Annotated in this window: 16 protein-coding genes; 10 read left to right on the plus strand and 6 right to left on the minus strand. The window is 62.2% G+C overall.

Going from position 1 to position 16,215, the window contains the following annotated elements:
* Positions 1 to 20: 20 nt before the first annotated feature.
* Positions 21 to 1,811: a polyprenol phosphomannose-dependent alpha 1,6 mannosyltransferase MptB gene (gene mptB, locus AAFP29_RS12845; protein WP_419217745.1), complete on the minus strand. Its 1,791-nt coding sequence runs from the start codon at positions 1,809 to 1,811 to the stop codon at positions 21 to 23.
* 129 nt (positions 1,812 to 1,940) lie between these two features.
* Between mptB and AAFP29_RS12850 the strand changes: the two genes are divergently transcribed.
* The 8 genes from AAFP29_RS12850 (at position 1,941) to trxA (ending at position 8,948) form a co-directional block, all read left to right on the plus strand.
* Complete coding sequence (locus AAFP29_RS12850; RefSeq protein ID WP_419218094.1) at positions 1,941 to 2,645, plus strand: helix-turn-helix transcriptional regulator; 705 nt, start codon at positions 1,941 to 1,943, stop codon at positions 2,643 to 2,645.
* A gap of 74 nt (positions 2,646 to 2,719) precedes the next feature.
* Complete coding sequence (sufB, locus tag AAFP29_RS12855) at positions 2,720 to 4,177, plus strand: Fe-S cluster assembly protein SufB (protein WP_419217746.1); 1,458 nt, start codon at positions 2,720 to 2,722, stop codon at positions 4,175 to 4,177.
* Positions 4,178 to 4,321: 144 nt separating this feature from the next.
* Positions 4,322 to 5,440 (plus strand): Fe-S cluster assembly protein SufD, encoded by a 1,119-nt coding sequence (gene sufD, locus AAFP29_RS12860; protein ID WP_419218095.1) that lies wholly within the window; start codon positions 4,322 to 4,324, stop codon positions 5,438 to 5,440.
* Positions 5,441 to 5,555: 115 nt separating this feature from the next.
* On the plus strand, positions 5,556 to 6,329 hold the full coding sequence (sufC, locus tag AAFP29_RS12865) for a Fe-S cluster assembly ATPase SufC (RefSeq protein ID WP_419217747.1): 774 nt from the start codon (positions 5,556 to 5,558) through the stop codon (positions 6,327 to 6,329).
* A 25-nt stretch (positions 6,330 to 6,354) separates the two neighbouring features.
* Positions 6,355 to 7,632 (plus strand): SufS family cysteine desulfurase, encoded by a 1,278-nt coding sequence (locus AAFP29_RS12870; protein ID WP_419217748.1) that lies wholly within the window; start codon positions 6,355 to 6,357, stop codon positions 7,630 to 7,632.
* Between the two features lie 3 nt (positions 7,633 to 7,635).
* Positions 7,636 to 8,106: a Fe-S cluster assembly sulfur transfer protein SufU gene (sufU, locus tag AAFP29_RS12875; RefSeq protein ID WP_419217749.1), complete on the plus strand. Its 471-nt coding sequence runs from the start codon at positions 7,636 to 7,638 to the stop codon at positions 8,104 to 8,106.
* On the plus strand, positions 8,103 to 8,546 hold the full coding sequence (locus AAFP29_RS12880; RefSeq protein ID WP_419217750.1) for a metal-sulfur cluster assembly factor: 444 nt from the start codon (positions 8,103 to 8,105) through the stop codon (positions 8,544 to 8,546). The genes sufU and AAFP29_RS12880 overlap by 4 nt, the downstream gene beginning before the upstream one ends.
* A gap of 36 nt (positions 8,547 to 8,582) precedes the next feature.
* Positions 8,583 to 8,948, plus strand: coding sequence for a thioredoxin (gene trxA, locus AAFP29_RS12885; protein ID WP_419217751.1), 366 nt, complete (start codon positions 8,583 to 8,585; stop codon positions 8,946 to 8,948).
* On the opposite strand, the gene AAFP29_RS12890 is transcribed toward trxA, so the two are convergent.
* On the minus strand, positions 8,945 to 9,538 hold the full coding sequence (locus AAFP29_RS12890; protein WP_419217752.1) for a helix-turn-helix domain-containing protein: 594 nt from the start codon (positions 9,536 to 9,538) through the stop codon (positions 8,945 to 8,947). The two genes, trxA and AAFP29_RS12890, sit on opposite strands and share 4 nt — an antisense overlap.
* Before the next feature lie 48 nt (positions 9,539 to 9,586).
* Between AAFP29_RS12890 and AAFP29_RS12895 the strand changes: the two genes are divergently transcribed.
* On the plus strand, positions 9,587 to 10,540 hold the full coding sequence (locus tag AAFP29_RS12895; protein WP_419217753.1) for an NAD(P)/FAD-dependent oxidoreductase: 954 nt from the start codon (positions 9,587 to 9,589) through the stop codon (positions 10,538 to 10,540).
* Positions 10,541 to 10,556: 16 nt separating this feature from the next.
* Here the strand turns inward: AAFP29_RS12895 and AAFP29_RS12900 are convergent, their stop codons facing one another.
* Genes AAFP29_RS12900 through AAFP29_RS12915 form a run of 4 tightly spaced genes read right to left on the minus strand, consistent with a single transcriptional unit; the run spans position 10,557 to position 14,486 of the window.
* Positions 10,557 to 11,114: a hypothetical protein gene (locus tag AAFP29_RS12900; RefSeq protein ID WP_419217754.1), complete on the minus strand. Its 558-nt coding sequence runs from the start codon at positions 11,112 to 11,114 to the stop codon at positions 10,557 to 10,559.
* A gap of 60 nt (positions 11,115 to 11,174) precedes the next feature.
* A complete protein-coding gene (locus tag AAFP29_RS12905; RefSeq protein ID WP_419217755.1) occupies positions 11,175 to 11,726 on the minus strand; it encodes a hypothetical protein in 552 nt (183 codons plus the stop codon).
* A 39-nt stretch (positions 11,727 to 11,765) separates the two neighbouring features.
* Complete coding sequence (locus AAFP29_RS12910) at positions 11,766 to 13,283, minus strand: tetratricopeptide repeat protein (protein WP_419217756.1); 1,518 nt, start codon at positions 13,281 to 13,283, stop codon at positions 11,766 to 11,768.
* Between the two features lie 21 nt (positions 13,284 to 13,304).
* Positions 13,305 to 14,486, minus strand: coding sequence for a lycopene cyclase family protein (locus AAFP29_RS12915; protein WP_419217757.1), 1,182 nt, complete (start codon positions 14,484 to 14,486; stop codon positions 13,305 to 13,307).
* Between the two features lie 65 nt (positions 14,487 to 14,551).
* Here AAFP29_RS12915 and AAFP29_RS12920 point away from each other — a divergent pair, with 65 nt between their 5' ends.
* The gene (locus AAFP29_RS12920; RefSeq protein ID WP_419217758.1) at positions 14,552 to 16,180 is read left to right on the plus strand and encodes an ABC-F family ATP-binding cassette domain-containing protein; all 1,629 of its coding nucleotides are present in this window, start codon (positions 14,552 to 14,554) and stop codon (positions 16,178 to 16,180) included.
* Positions 16,181 to 16,215: the final 35 nt, after the last annotated feature.

The raw sequence follows: 16,215 nt of genomic DNA on the forward strand, positions 1-16,215 counted from the left end.
CGGCGTCGATGTTAACTGCCTCACGCGGACGCGTCGGCCCGTCGCTCACGACGGCGTCGCTGCCACGGAAGTTCCTCGAAGAACAGGGCGGTGAGCACGGCAACCATGATCACGCCGGCCAGGACGCCCTGGGCGAGCACCACGCCACTGGTATTCGAACTCGTCGGCATGACTGCGATCGCCATGATCGCGGAGATCGCGATGGCGACGAGGCGGAACCAACGTCCGGTAGCCCACGCGGCCAGTGGCACGACAGCCCACAGCAGGTACCACGCCTGGGCAAATGGCGAGAGGAGCACAACCGTCGCCATCGCGATTCCCAGGGCACCAACTGGGTGCAGTCGCCCCGCGAGCGTCGCCAGCATCCATCGGATGACGAACAGACCCGCGATGACCTGAGCGATGGGCCGCACGACGTCGAGGATTGCCTGTGTCTGGTCGCCGAGGCCCAATCCGATGCCGAACCGGCCCGACGTCACCGACAGCAGTGTCGGCATCGACATCCACGACCGCACGACGTCGCCGGTACTGAGCGTCTTGGTCCAGCCGAAGCCCAGACCGGTGCCCATGCAGATGCCGACGACCACCACGATCAGGACGGTGCCGGTCGCCGCGGCGGCTGCGGCGAGCGCGTAGACCGACTGTTTGGATCGTGCCCACCATTGTGAGCGTGGAGCATGGCGCAGCGCCGGAAGAGTTGCACCCCAACGTCTTGCGAGCGCTACGCCCACGAAGGCCAACGCGAGGATCGACGTCGCCTTGACCATCGCGGACGTCGAGATGACGGCTACGCCGAGGATGAAGATCCAACCGGCTGAGCTCGGCGTGAACCGCGTCCAGCCGACATCGTCACGGCGGAGTAGATCCCTGGCCGAGTCGATGCCGCGGAAACAGAACTCCAATCCGACCAGCATCAGACCGAGCATCAGAGCCTCGTTGTGGATGCCGCCAACGAGGTGAAGGAGCAGTAGCGGGTTCATCGCGCCGAGCCACAATGCGGCGACCGAAGATACCCCGCAGCGTCGGGCCAGGCGGGGGAGTGCCCACACAATGAGCGCCACACCGACAAGCGCCAGTATTCGATGCAGGAAGATAGCGGCGGTGATGTTATCGCCGGTGACCCGGGTGATCTGCTCACCGATCCAGAGGAAGAACGGCCCGTACGGCGCGGGAGTGTCGCGCCACAGATTCGGCACCGAGCGAGTCAGGATGTGGTCGACGCCAAGGCCGCGGATCGGGCTAACCACATACGGATCCATCCCCCGGTAAGCGATCGCAGATTGCGCGAGGTACGAGTAGATATCCTTCGACAGCAGCGGCGGCGCGATGGCGATCGGGACGATCCACAGCATCAGCGTCCGGTCGGCCTGCCTGCGGGTCATCCGTCGGGCCGGGCTACGACCTTGATAGACCTCGACGCTGAAGCGCCCAACCGCGAAGCGGCCCAGCAGCAGCCAGGCGACAACCAGCATGATCGTGCCGCCGATCGACAGTGTGAGCGCGGTGCTCCACATCCGCGACGGCAGCGACAACACCCGCATGCCAGCCACCGGATTCTGGAGGACCGGGATGGCGCCCGAACCCAATGAGCCGATCAACAGCAGAATCGAGCCAGTGGCGCCGAAGAGTTTGATGCGGTGCAGGCGTCGGGTCTCGGCCGCGTTGAGCGGTCCGACCTCGGGCTCATCGTCGTGCATACGGGCCATGGCAACGCCGTAATCGCCCGGCTGATCGGCATCGCGGGCCGGTTTCGGCACACGGCGACTCGATGCCGACGTCAATCCGAGGTAGTCCAGTAGGGCATTGGGCACGACGATGACTGTATCTACTCGCGTCGCCCACGGGTGCGTCGCGCGGCCCACCGGGTGTCAGAGCAGACCTTAGGCGACCCTTGCTTGGCAGTGGGGAAGTATTTACGTCACACTGGTGTTGTGAAAAGCGTGAGCGACTATTCGACTGAGCGTGCTCAGGCAGCGGGCGATGACCTGCTGCCCGGCTCAGCCGATGGTCAGACACGCGATGCGGTGATCAAACTGCTGGTGCAGGACGGGCCGCTCAAGGCCAGTGATATCGCCGAACGTCTGGGTATTAGTGCAGCCGGCGTACGTCGGCACCTCGATGCCCTTACCTCGGCTGGCGACGTCGAAGCGTCCAGTGCCGAATATGGCGCCGCGGCCGGACATCGTGGTCGAGGCCGACCAGCGAAATGGTTTCAACTCACAGCTGCCGGACGTGGCAAATTGCGACACGCGTACGACGATCTGGCCGGCGCGGCATTGCGCGCGCTCCGGGAGGCGGCCGGTGAAGCGGCCGTCGAGAAGTTCGCTCGGGATCGTGTTGAGCGGATCACCGAACATATCGAACCCGCGGCATCGGCCGATGCCGTGTCGGCGACCGTCGAGAAGATCGCCTCGGCACTCACTGGCGCCGGATACGCGACCAACACCCGGCACGTCGGCAACGGCGTGCAGATCTGTCAACACCATTGTCCGGTGGCTCATGTCGCCGCGGAATTCCCGGCGCTCTGTGAAGCGGAGACCGCGGTGTTTACCGAGTTGCTCGGCACACATGTACAGCGGTTGGCGACCATCGCCAACGGCGACTGCGCCTGCACAACGAATGTGCCGTTGAATCACGTGGATTGAGCACGAAAGCAAGTAGTAGTTCGTCCGTCGTCGCGACAGCCCCCGCGTCGAAACCGAGAAAGAAAGGCATTGCCATGACGGTGACCGACCCCACGGTGCCCACTGCGGCACCCAATGCAGGGCAATTGACCCAGGAAGAGACCATCGCGTCGCTGGGCAATTACGGCTACGGCTGGGCCGACTCCGACGAGGCGGGTGCCAGCGCTCAGCGCGGCCTGTCCGACGCCGTCGTCGAGGACATCTCGGCCAAGAAGAGCGAGCCGGAGTGGATGCTGCAGCAGCGCCTCAAGGCATTGAAGATCTTCGATCGCAAGCCAATGCCGAGCTGGGGCGGCGATCTCGATGGCATCGACTTCGACAACATCAAATATTTCGTGCGGTCGAGCGAAAAGCAGGCCGCCACCTGGGATGACCTGCCCGCTGACATTAAGAACACCTATGACCGACTCGGCATCCCCGAAGCGGAGAAGCAGCGTCTGGTGTCCGGTGTTGCGGCACAGTACGAATCTGAGGTCGTCTACCACTCGATCCGCGAAGACCTCGAGCAGCAGGGCGTCATCTTCCTCGACACCGATACCGCACTCAAGGAGCACCCGGAACTCTTCCAGGAGTATTTCGGCACGGTGATCCCGGCGGGTGACAACAAATTCTCCGCGCTGAATACCGCGGTGTGGTCAGGCGGGTCGTTCATCTATGTCCCGCCGGGCGTCCACGTCGATATTCCGCTGCAGGCGTATTTCCGCATCAACACCGAGAACATGGGCCAGTTCGAGCGGACGCTGATCATCGTCGACGAGGGTGCTTACGTGCACTACGTCGAGGGATGTACCGCGCCGATCTACAAGACCGACTCCTTGCACTCGGCCGTTGTCGAGATCATCGTCAAGAAAGGTGGCCGCTGCCGTTACACGACCATCCAGAACTGGTCGAATAACGTCTACAACCTGGTCACCAAGCGTGCCAAGGCAGAAGCCGGCGCGACGATGGAATGGGTTGACGGCAATATCGGCTCCAAGGTCACGATGAAGTACCCCGCAGTCTGGCTCACCGGTGAACATGCCAAGGGTGAGGTGCTCTCGGTGGCGTTCGCCGGGCCGGGGCAGCATCAGGACACCGGATCGAAGATGGTCCATCTGGCACCGAACACTTCGAGCAACATCATCTCCAAGTCGGTTGCCCGTGGCGGTGGCCGTGCGTCGTACCGGGGTCTGATCAAGATCAACCACGGGGCACACGGCAGTCGCTCGACGGTGAAGTGTGATGCGTTGCTGGTCGATCAGATCAGCCGCAGTGACACCTACCCGTACGTCGACATCCGCGAGGACGACGTCACCATGGGTCACGAGGCCACGGTTTCCAAGGTTTCCGACGACCAGCTCTTTTATCTGATGAGTCGTGGATTGACTGAGGACGAGGCGATGGCGATGGTCGTGCGCGGCTTCGTCGAACCCATCGCGAAGGAATTGCCGATGGAGTACGCCCTCGAGTTGAACCGCCTGATCGAACTCCAGATGGAAGGGTCCGTCGGCTAAATGAGTGCCGCAGAGAATGTAGCGAATGCCGTTGAGACCGGCGCCGGGAGCGCAGCGAGCGGGCCGAATGACACCGGCGCCGGGAGCGTAGCGAGCGGGCCGAATGAAACCGGCCATCCCGGTGTTGTGACGAATAAGGGGGAGATGTTTACCTCCTTCGACGTCAATGCGTTCGAGGTACCGAGTCCCCGCGAAGAGGCGTGGAGGTTCACTCCGTTTCGCCGCCTGCGTGGACTGCACGATGGCTCCGCGGTCCGCACCGCCGACGCCGCTGTGACCGTCGAAGGTGTCTCCGTCGGCGTCACCGTCGAGACCGTAGAACGCTCTGACAAACGACTCGGCGAGGGGGGTGCACCGTTCGATCGCGTTGCCGCACAGTCGTATTCGTCATTCACGTCGGCGACTGTGATAACCGTCGGACGTGAGGTTGAGGTCGCCGATCCGATCACCGTCACCATCGATGGTCCGGGTGTGGACGAGGTGGCCTTCGGTCATCTACAGATTCGACTGGAGGCATTCGCGCGGGCAGTCGTGGTCATTGACCAAAAGGGCAGCGGAACCTACGGCGAGAATATCGAGTTCATCGTCGGTGATTCCGCGCACCTGACCGTCGTCAATATTCACGATTGGGCCGACGACACCGTCCACGTCGCGGCCCATCATGTGCTGCTCAACCGCGACGCGGTGATCCGTCACTTCGCGGTCAGTCTGGGCGGCGACCTGGTTCGCTTGGCTCCAGTTGTCCACTACGACGGTCCCGGCGGTGACGCTGAACTGCTTGGCCTGTACTTCGCCGACGCCGGTCAGCATCTGGAACAGCGTCTGCTGGTCGACCACAGCCAGCCCAACTGTCGTTCGCATGTCACGTATAAGGGTGCGCTGCAGGGGGATCCGAGCAATCGGGCTCGCGAAGCGCACACCGTATGGATTGGTGATGTGCTGATCCGACCGGAAGCGGAAGGCACCGACACCTTCGAACTCAACCGCAACCTGGTGTTGACCGACGGCGCGCGCGCCGATTCGGTGCCGAATCTGGAGATCGAGACCGGTGAGATCGTCGGTGCCGGACATGCGAGTGCCACCGGCCGATTCGATGACGAGCAGTTGTTCTATCTGCAGGCCCGCGGTATTCCGGAGGATCAGGCCCGACGGTTGGTGGTCCGCGGATTCTTTGCCGAAATCATCGCGCGGATCTCGGTACCCGACCTGCGTGAACGCCTGTCGGCGGCGATCGAAGCCGAACTGGAGTCGGCCGGCGCCTGAGGCGTCGGGCCACCCGCTTACCGAGTCCACCACCCGCTGATCGTGTAGACCGAGGCGCTAGCCGAGGTCGTATCGAGATCCCAGAACCTAACAGCCCAAGGAAAGACACCACCACATGACCACACTCGAAATCCGCGACCTGCACGTCAACGTCGCGCAGACCGACGCCGACGCCGAGCCGATCCATATCCTCAAGGGTGTGAATCTGACCGTGAAATCCGGTGAGACACACGCGATTATGGGACCGAATGGTTCGGGAAAGTCCACTCTGTCCTACGCCATCGCCGGTCACCCCAAATACGAAGTCACCGGTGGCACCATCACCCTGGACGGCGAAGACGTCCTGGAGATGTCGGTCGATGAACGTGCTCGCGCCGGACTGTTTTTGGCCATGCAGTATCCGGTCGAGGTTCCCGGCGTGTCGATGAGCAACTTCTTGCGGACCGCAGCGACCGCGATTCGTGGCGAAGCGCCGAAGCTTCGACATTGGGTCAAGGAGACCAAGGAAGCGATGACCGATCTGGAGATCGATCCGTCGTTCTCCGAGCGCAGCGTGAACGAGGGTTTCTCCGGTGGTGAGAAGAAGCGCCACGAGATCCTGCAGCTCGACTTGCTCAAGCCCAGGATCGCGATTCTCGACGAGACGGACTCCGGCCTCGACGTGGACGCGCTGCGCGTCGTGTCCGAGGGCGTCAACCGGTATAAAGACCGCGAGAACGGTGGCGTGCTGCTGATCACGCACTACACCCGGATTCTGCGCTACATCAAACCCGATTTCGTCCACGTCTTCGTCAACGGCCGGATCGTCGAGTCGGCAGGTCCCGAATTGGCTGATGAGCTCGAAGAGAACGGCTACGTGCGCTTCACCAGCGCTGCGGCAGCTAAGTAGTTCACCCACCGCTGGGAGGCACGCAATGAGCATCGCCACCGACACAACGCAGACGCTCGACGTCGCACGTCTGCGGCAGGATTTTCCGATCTTGTCGCGGACAGTGCGCGACGACAAACCGCTGGTGTACCTGGACTCCGGCGCGACATCGCAGCGACCGCTTCAGGTCCTCGATGCCGAGCGGGACTTCCTTGTCACACATAACGCCGCGGTGCACCGGGGCGCGCATCAACTCGCCGAGGAAGCGACCGACGCGTACGAACACGCACGTGAGGCGATAGCCGCGTTCGTCGGTGCGACGGCCAACGAACTCGCGTTCACCAAGAACGCCACGGAGTCGCTGAATCTGGTTACCTACACGCTTGGCGACGAGCGTAGTGCGTCGATCTTTGGCGGCAAAGCGCTCGGCGCGGGCGACACCGTCGTCATCACCGAGCTGGAACATCACGCGAATCTCGTTCCGTGGCAAGAACTTTGCCGCCGTACGGGCGCAACTCTCAAGTGGTACTCCGTTACCGACGACGGGCGTATCGATCTCGATTCGCTCGAGTTGGACGACACCGTGAAAATCGTGTCGTTCACGCATCAGTCGAATGTCACCGGAGCTGTTGCCGATGTCGCCGAACTCGTGCGACGTGCGCGTTCGGTCGGTGCGCTCGTGGTGCTCGACGCGTGCCAGTCGGTGCCGCATATGGCGGTAGATTTCGGTGCACTCGATGTCGACTTCGCGGCGTTCTCCGGGCACAAGATGTTCGGACCGTCGGGTGTCGGCGTTCTGTATGGGAAGGCCACACTGCTCGATCAGCTTCCACCGTTCATCACCGGTGGTTCGATGATTGAGACCGTGACGATGGAGGTCTCCACCTACGCCGCGCCGCCACAGCGGTTCGAGGCGGGTGTGCCGATGACGTCGCAGGTCGTCGGCTTGGGTGCCGCGGTCGAATACTTGGTCGGATACGGAATGGAAGCGATTGCCGCACATGAGCATTCGCTGACTGAGCGCGCCTTGTCGAAACTCGCCATGATCGACGGTCTACGTATCGTCGGGCCGGAGACCGCCGAGAACCGCGGTGGCGCGGTGTCTTTCCTCGTCGACGGTATTCATGCTCACGATCTCGGGCAGATTCTCGACGACGAAGGCGTCGCGATCCGGGTGGGGCATCATTGCGCGTGGCCGCTGCACCGGCGGTTCGGTGTGGCCGCGACGGCGCGTGCTTCGTTCGCCGCGTACAACACGCTCGAAGAGGTTGACGCACTGGCCGCGGCGATCACCAAGGCGCAGAAATTCTTCGGGGTGGCATAGGCCATGCGAATGGAGCAGATGTACCAGGAAGTGATCCTCGATCACTACAAACATCCGCATGGCCGGGGCTTACGTGACCCGTTCGCGACCGAGGTACACCACGTCAATCCGACTTGTGGCGACGAGGTGACCCTGCGTGTTGCCCTGTCCGATGACAGTTCGACAGTCGCTGACATCTCCTATGACGGGCAGGGGTGTTCGATATCGCAGGCGTCGACGTCGGTGCTGTTCGATCAGATCGTCGGGCTGCCGATTGGCGAGGCACTGGCGACCATTGACTCGTTCAATGCGATGTTGACCTCGCGGGGAGCCGACGAGGGTGATGACGAGATCATCGGGGACGGCGTAGCCTTCGCCGGTGTGAGCAAGTATCCGGCGCGCGTGAAATGCGCACTGCTGGGATGGATGGCATTCAAGGATGCACTGAGTCAAGCAGTACATCTGGACCGGGACGCGAATGAGGAATCGGCATGAGTGAAGAGACATTGACCGAACAGACAGTCACCGAACAGACCGATACGGAACAGACCGGGACGCCGACGGAGCAAGCGCCCGCGCCCGCGCCCGCCCCGACGCCGCCCGCGCCGGTCGCGACATCGTTGCCGCTGGTCGATGATGTCGAAGAGGCCATGCGCGACGTCGTAGACCCCGAGTTGGGTATCAACGTCGTGGATCTGGGACTCGTGTACGGCATCGACGTGACTGATGACGCGGTCGCGAAGATCGACATGACACTGACATCGGCTGCCTGCCCGCTGACCGACGTGATCGAGGATCAGACGCGTGCGGCGTTGGTTTCGAGCGGTTTGTGTACCGAAATGGAGATCAACTGGGTGTGGCTGCCACCGTGGGGTCCGGACAAGATCACCGACGACGGCCGCGAACAGCTCCGGGCTCTGGGCTTCACGGTCTAACGAAACAAATTGGGTGCGCTATGCGTTGGACCCACCATGGCAACTATTGAACTGACCGGTGAAGCCTTCGATCAGACCGTCGCGGACAACGACATTGTGCTCGTTGATTTCTGGGCTGAATGGTGTGGTCCGTGCAAGCAGTTCGGTCCCGTCTTCGAGCGTGTCTCGGAGAAGTATCCCGATCTGGTTTTCGGCAAGGTCGACACCGAAGCGCAACAGCAGCTCGCGGCAGCGGCCAACATTCGCTCCATTCCCACCTTGATGGTTTTCAAGAAGGGTTACCTGGTGTTCAACGAGGCTGGCGCGTTGCCGCCGCAGGCCCTCGAATCGCTGGTGGGGCAGGTCGTCGAATTGGATATCGAGAAGGCTGTCGCCGATCAAGAGGCGGCCAACGAGAGCTAGTCGTTCTCGTCGGCGGGCGTGTGTAAGTGTGCGCGTTCGCCTTCACGATCGAAGATGGTCAGCACTTCGGTCGTAACGTCGTTGGCGGCGAGGCAATGCGGAATCATCGTGGAGAATTCTGCGGCATCGCCGCTCTCCACGAAGATGGTGCGATCGCCCAGTCGTAACCGCAACGTCCCCGACAACACGGTGAACCAGTCGTGGCCAGGGTGTACCCGCATGCGATCAGAATCGGGCAACGTTGGTTCGATTCGCATCTTGGCTACCGTAACTCCGTTGACCGCTCGGTCGCGGGACAGAATCCACGTCGTACGTCCGGGCCATTGCTGCGGCTCAGGCCGGATCACGACATCAGTGTCATCAATGGGTTCGACCAGTTGATCGATCGACGTGCCCAGTGCGCGTGCGATGGGTACTAGTTGGTCAAGTGCCATCCGACGATGGCCCGTTTCCAGGCGTGACAGTGTGGACGGGCTGAGGAAACAACGCGCGGCGAGAGTGTCGAGCGACCAGCCCCGCGCTAGTCGCAGACTTCGAATGCGTTGCCGCACCACGACGTCGAGGTCGACCAACGGTGATTCTTGCTTCATGCGCAAGACTATATGCGCTTAGGGCATGACACCGCTAGGGTAATGAATATGACTTCCAACAACTTGAGTAAAGATCACGTCGACGTCGTGGTGATCGGCGGTGGATCCGCCGGTCTCGGTGCGGCTATCGCACTAGGCCGCTCATTACGGTCGGTCGTGGTGGTCGACGCGGGCAGGCCGCGTAACGCACCCTCCGATCATGCGCATAATGTGCTTGGCCGCGAAGGCATTTCGCCGGTTGAACTCGTCGCCGCCGGCCGGGCCGAGGCCATCGCGTACGGTGTGAGATTCGTCGATGACGCCGTGAGCGAGGCGACACGGGCAGCCGACGGCTTCTCGATCGCGACGGCGTCGGGTCGGGAAATCGTCGCACGTCGTCTGATCCTCGCGACCGGCCTCGTTGATGTGCTGCCGGAAGTCGACGGCGTCGCGCAATGCTGGGGGAAGACGGTGCTGCATTGTCCGTATTGCCACGGATACGAGGTGCGGGGGCAGTGTATCGGCATTCTCGCGACCGGGCCGATGGCAACTCACCAGGCGCTGTTGTTCAACCAGCTCAGCGACGACGTGACGGTGTTCGCGCATACCGCGACACCCGATGTTGAGTCACTGAAACAGCTTGCCGCGCTGGGTATTCCGGTAGTTGAGGGTGAGGTATCGCGGCTTGATCGAGAGGGCACCGAGGTTCGAGCGGTAGTTCTGGCCGACGGCGCCGAGTATCCGCTTGACGCAGTCGTCGTCGGGCCGAAATTCGAGGCAAGGGCGCAGGTCTACGAATGGCTCGGAGGTGAAGTCACCGAACATCCGATGGGATATTTCGTCGAGACCGGGTTGATGGGCAAAACGCCGATCGACGGGGTGTGGGCTGCGGGCAATATCGCCGATCTGAGTGCGATGGTGTCGGTGTCGTCGGGCGCTGGCGTGATGGCCGGAGCCGCGGTGAATGCGGACCTGGTTGCCGAAGACGCGGCGACTGCGCTGGAGTTGGCCGCAGTGCGGTGACACGACCCGGCGTGGGCTAAGCGTGTACGCGCACGCCCGCGGCGCGAAGATAATCGATACTTGCCGGTGATAGCAGGGCACGGGGAAACAGAAAGACCACGCGGGTATCGCCGCGCACCAGGACGACGCTGTTCAAGACATGCAGATGTTTGATCGAGTGGTAGGGCACCCGGGCAATTGATATCTCGTGTGTCGCGATATCCATCGAGGTCTGATCGAACGAGGCGGCGAATGCATATCCGGGTCGAGTGGCGTCACCAGCGAGCACCGTCACAAAGGTTGGAACCAACGACCGTGGTGCGATAAGTAACCAGAACCCGGAAAATAGCGTGACGAAGACCACCGTCGTGACCAGGCCGCTTGTTCCATCCTCGCGTCCGACGGCGAGCCAGAACAGAAGCGCCACCGGCAGTGGCAGGATGAGATACTGCGGCGTGCGCGCGTGCCGCCGCGCGGCCTCTTTCGCCATCGCGGTCGTCTCGGCGAGCGTGGCATGAACAACCGCTTGCGGTGCGGTCAGCGCCGGAAACGGCTGCTGGCCGGCCGGAGCCACTTCCCCCATGTTAAATGTCATATTGGTAATACTACAGTCCGTCGGGTACGCCTCCCGATAGATCGCACGCTGCGGCGAATCCTATTCGCGTACGACAACTCCAGAAGTGCGTAAATGATTGATTAGCTCGGGTGAAACTAGTGTTCGGGGGAGGAGCTGGAGTGCCTGGGAGGTGCGGCGTATCAAGATCACCGAACTCAGTAAACGGACTTCCTTGATCTGAGCGTAAGGCAGCCGAACCAGTGCGACGTCATGAATCGCCACGTCGATAAATGCGTCGCCGACCGCGAGGGCGAAGGAAAAATCAGGACCGCTATGTCCGCAAGTCAACGCGTGGGAGGCGAATGAACGGAATTGGGTCAGCGCTATCAGGCCAGTGAGAATGAGCAGGAGCGGCGAGCAGAATACGAGACCTGACCATCCGTCGCTCCAGGTCCACAATGCGCACAGTGCGGCACTGGGAATCACCGCGATGCCGACGGCGATACGCATTGGTCGCCAAATCCGTTGTGCGGCTTCATCACCCATCACGCGAATCTGCTCATTGCGATGGAATGCCACCGCTACCGGCTGCATCAATACTGGAAATGGCCGTGCACCGACTGGCGTGGGTTCGCTGTTGTTGAATATCACCTTAAGGATATTACGACCGACGATCTGCGGCCTTTAGTCTCAACTATGCTCGGCGATCAAGGTCTCTGCCCGACGTCGCAACTCGTCATTCGCGCCGACGTACGTGAGCAGCGTTCGTAGCGTGTCAACCCCCTCGACGATGCGACGCACGAATAGATAGCCCAGCCCGCGATAGAAGTCGATCCACGCGTCACGCCCGTATTCGGTAGCGGCGCGTTCACCGATCGATACCATCAGTCGGCCATTTTCCGGCTCGGCGGACAGCATCCACAACAGATCACGCGCCACTCCAATACCCACGTCGGAGTCGAGTTCGATGCGACTATGCCATAGGTAGTCGAGGAGCCACAGCGCATCGTCGCGGCGGCCGAGCTGCCGAAGGACCGTACTCAGCGCGTACACGCCCTCAAGGCGCTGAGCGTAGGCGATGTACTGCTTGATCCAGTATTCGGCCTCGGCGTAATTGCCTTGTGCCACATAGCAGTCAGATAGCAGACGCAGTGCCGGCATGAAATCCGGCGAGCTGCGCAGCAAGTCGGTGAGTATTTCGATTGCATCGTCGTGGAGTTGGTAGGAAAAGGCGCGTTCGGCCGATTGCGTTGTCGCGTAGATGGCGTCGAAATGGTCCGGCCATGTCCCATAGACCTCCTTCGGTCCGTAGAGATCGAAACGCAATTCACCGAAGTCAGCCCGAACGGTCGCGACCCCGTATTCGCCCCGAGGTGGAAGGTGATGCGCAACAAGGGCATTGAGCTCAGAGACATCTAAATGGACTTCGCGCGTCGTTGGCGCTGGTCCCGCCTCGGCGCCTGCGCCTGTCGTCGCGGTGCTTAATCCGTTGATCCGCGCTCGGAGATCGAGAAAAGGTTGTGCCAGCCGGTCATCAGGTGCGAGTTCGGCCAGAGCCGCACTGACGATCCGACCCGCATCGTCGGTATGCGATTCCAGGAGATGTCCGAAAGCCATGTAGTACAAGAAGACCGGCTCCGTCCCGTGACTCAGGATTGACAGATCGGCCGCGTCCCGTAGGCCAACTGCGTCAAAGGTGCGCGCAACCGAGGCGAGATAACTTTCGCAAATCAGCTTGTCGACGTCGGGGGCGGTGCCGATGCGATAGTCCCAGGCGTAGGAGTGCAGGGCCAGCGCATCCGCCGTCTGACCCGCCCGACCGAATAATGAGCCGAGTGCGACGACGCTGAGTAAGTCGCCGTCGAGCGCGATCGCTTGCCGGTACCAATAGCGGGCGTTACGGGTGTCGCCGGCGATATCGTGGAGGACGCCGAGTGTGCGGGCGATTTCCACATTCCCCGGCGCAGTCTCACCGATCTTGTTCAGTAGCGTGATCGCATCGGCCAGCCGACCTTCGTCGGCCAGATGCCGCGCCTTGTCGACAGCCGCAGTCGCTTCCGGTGTGAGTCCGGCGTCCCGGATCGGCTCGTCGCCGACAATGTCGTAGCGTAACCGTCCGAACGCGGTCGCACGCACCGTTGTGCGGTTGGTGCGCTTCGGTTCGGAATGCGCCAGCAGATCGTGGAGTTCGGTGGGATCCTTCGACACGCGCATGACGCTATCAGCAGGTCAGTCGGTGGTAGTGCTCGATTGCGGTTCACGCCTGCACCGGGTCATTCGTGCGAATGTACGCGTGGCGACCCCAGCGGTGAAACCCAGTACCAGGTGCCGACGTTCGCGCCATCGCAGGTCGACGAATATCAGCCACATCGCTCGGATGACTCCGCCGACGTCGGTGCGCGAGGACAGATACGCGTGTTGGGAGCAGAGTGGCAACCCAAAGAAGATGTCGAAGAACCGAGTAAGTTCGGCGGGTTTCATCGCCAACAACGCAGCCAGCCCGGCCACCCGCAATTCGTAGACCAGGCGTGCGGCGCGCGGCCACAGCGCAGCCCGCGGATCGCGGCCGACGCGCAACGCGTCAACGACAAAGTCCGTGGCAGACAGTGTCGCGGCCAGCGAATAGCCCGTCGCTGGATGCATTAGGCCGCCTGCTGCGCCGAATCGCAACGGATCCTTACCCCACTGCCGCCACGGGGGCTGAGCCACGGGGAGCAGAGCGAAGTCGACCAATTCGACGTCGAGATCGGACCCGGTGGTATCGGGTATCGTCGTGCCGATCCGAGCCGCGCACAACTCACCGAGGCGCCGGAATTCGATCGGTGGCGCGCCCGCCAGACAGGTCTCTTCAACAAGTTCGACGGTTGGACCGACCCCGACCCGATAGCTGAACGTCTCGGCGACGGTCATGCCCGGCGGTCGGCGCCAATCCATCACCACCATTTCAGGTGATCGGCTGTGCCGCCGAATGCCGACGGCGGTTTGCCTTGGGGTATTCGACGACGGCTGGCCGGTGGTACCCCGAGCGTCGACAACGGTTGTCGCACTGAGAGTTTCGCCGGTGGTCAACGTGACTGCGTGCTGCCCGACCGAGGCAGCAGCGGCAGCGACCGCCGTGACGCCGGTACTCAAGAAGCGCTGAAGGGCTTCGGTGTCGAGAACGCTGTAACCACGCTCGATGACCCGGCGGCCTGGCGTGTACACGACTGCCGAGGTGGTGCTCGCCGCAACACAGTCGGGTGTGAGCCATAGTGGCAATTCGTCAGTCCACGCACCGTAGGTCGCTCGCCACGGACGAACCGGATCTGGGTCGACGAGTGTCACCCGCAGCCCGGCCTGTGCAGCGCGGAAACTCAATGCTCGCCCGGCGGGGCCGGCGCCGACGACGAGCAGATCGCGGTCGGCAGGCATGGCCGTTAGCCTACCTGCCAGCACGAATCGGCCATTCGCCCTGTTCACCGGTAGGATGAAACGTCGTGATTACCGCGACCGACCTCGAAGTGCGCGCGGGCGCCCGCACCTTGCTGTCGGCGCCCGGTTCCGCGCTACGTATCGCCCCCGGCGACCGGATCGGTCTCGTCGGCCGCAATGGCGCGGGAAAGACAACCACCCTGCGCATCCTGGCAGGGGAGACCGAGCCCTATGCGGGCACCATTCTGCGCAACGGCGAACTGGGTTATCTGCCACAGGATCCGAAGGAGGGCGACCTCTCGGTGCTGGCCAAAGATCGAGTGTTGTCGGCCCGTGGTCTAGATTCCATTCTGCGCAACATGGAAAAGCAGCAGGCGTTGATGGCCGAGACTGCCGATGACAAACTTCGTGACAAGGCAATCCGCAAATACGGTCAGCTTGAGGAGCGTTTCGCCGCGCTCGGGGGTTATGTCGCGGAATCTGACGCGGCGCGGATCTGCAACAGCCTGGGCCTTCCCGATCGAGTGCTGGCACAACCACTCTCGACCCTGTCTGGTGGTCAGCGACGCCGAATTGAGTTGGCGCGCATACTTTTCGCCGCATCCGACGGCAGCGGCAAGTCCGACACCACTCTTCTGCTCGACGAGCCGACCAACCACCTCGACGCTGATTCCATCACCTGGTTGCGCAGCTTCCTGTTGAACCACGATGGTGGCCTCGTGGTGATTAGCCACGACGTCGAATTGCTGGCCGATGTCGTCAACCGCGTCTGGTTCCTCGACGCGGTGCGCGGCGAAGCCGATATCTACAACATGGGTTGGAAGCGCTACCTGGATGCCCGTGCGACCGACGAGCAACGTCGCAAGCGTGAGCGCGCCAACGCAGAGAAGAAGGCGAGCGCGCTGCGGGTACAGGCTGCCAAGCTCGGCGCCAAGGCGACTAAAGCGACTGCGGCACAACAGATGCTCAAACGGGCCGATCGTATGCTTAACGAGCTCGACGACGATATCGTGGCCGATCGCACCGCGCGGATCCGGTTCCCCGAACCCGCGACATGCGGCAAGACGCCACTGATGGCGTCGAATCTCACCAAGATGTACGGATCGTTGGAGATCTTCGCCGGGGTTGATCTCGCGATCGACAAGGGCAGCCGAGTGGTGATACTGGGGCTCAACGGAGCGGGTAAGACCACCTTGCTCAAACTCCTTGCGGGAGTAGAGAAACCAGATACCGGAACGCTGGAACCCGGCTACGGACTGAAGATCGGGTATTTTGCGCAGGAGCATGACACCCTCGACGACATGGCCAGCGTGTGGGAGAACATCCGGCACGCGGCACCTGATGCCGGCGAGCAGGATCTGCGAAGTCTGTTGGGCGCGTTCATGTTTTCCGGTGCACAACTCGAACAACCTGCCGGCACCCTGTCCGGCGGTGAGAAAACCCGCCTTACGTTGGCGGGTCTGGTGTCCTCGGCAGCGAATGTGCTCCTGCTCGACGAGCCGACCAACAACCTCGACCCGGTGTCGCGCGAGCAGGTGCTCGACGCGCTGCGCTCGTACACCGGAGCTGTGGTACTCGTTACCCACGACCCCGGCGCTGCGGCAGCCCTCGAACCGGAGCGGGTCATCTTGTTGCCCGACGGCACCGAGGATCACTGGTCTGACGAGTATCAGGAACTGATCGAACTGGCGTAGCGGATCACCGACCCGATTCACGCCGTTGTGGAGTT

It is taken from the genome of Gordonia sp. CPCC 205333, from assembly GCF_048537885.1.
GTDB lineage: Bacteria > Actinomycetota > Actinomycetes > Mycobacteriales > Mycobacteriaceae > Gordonia.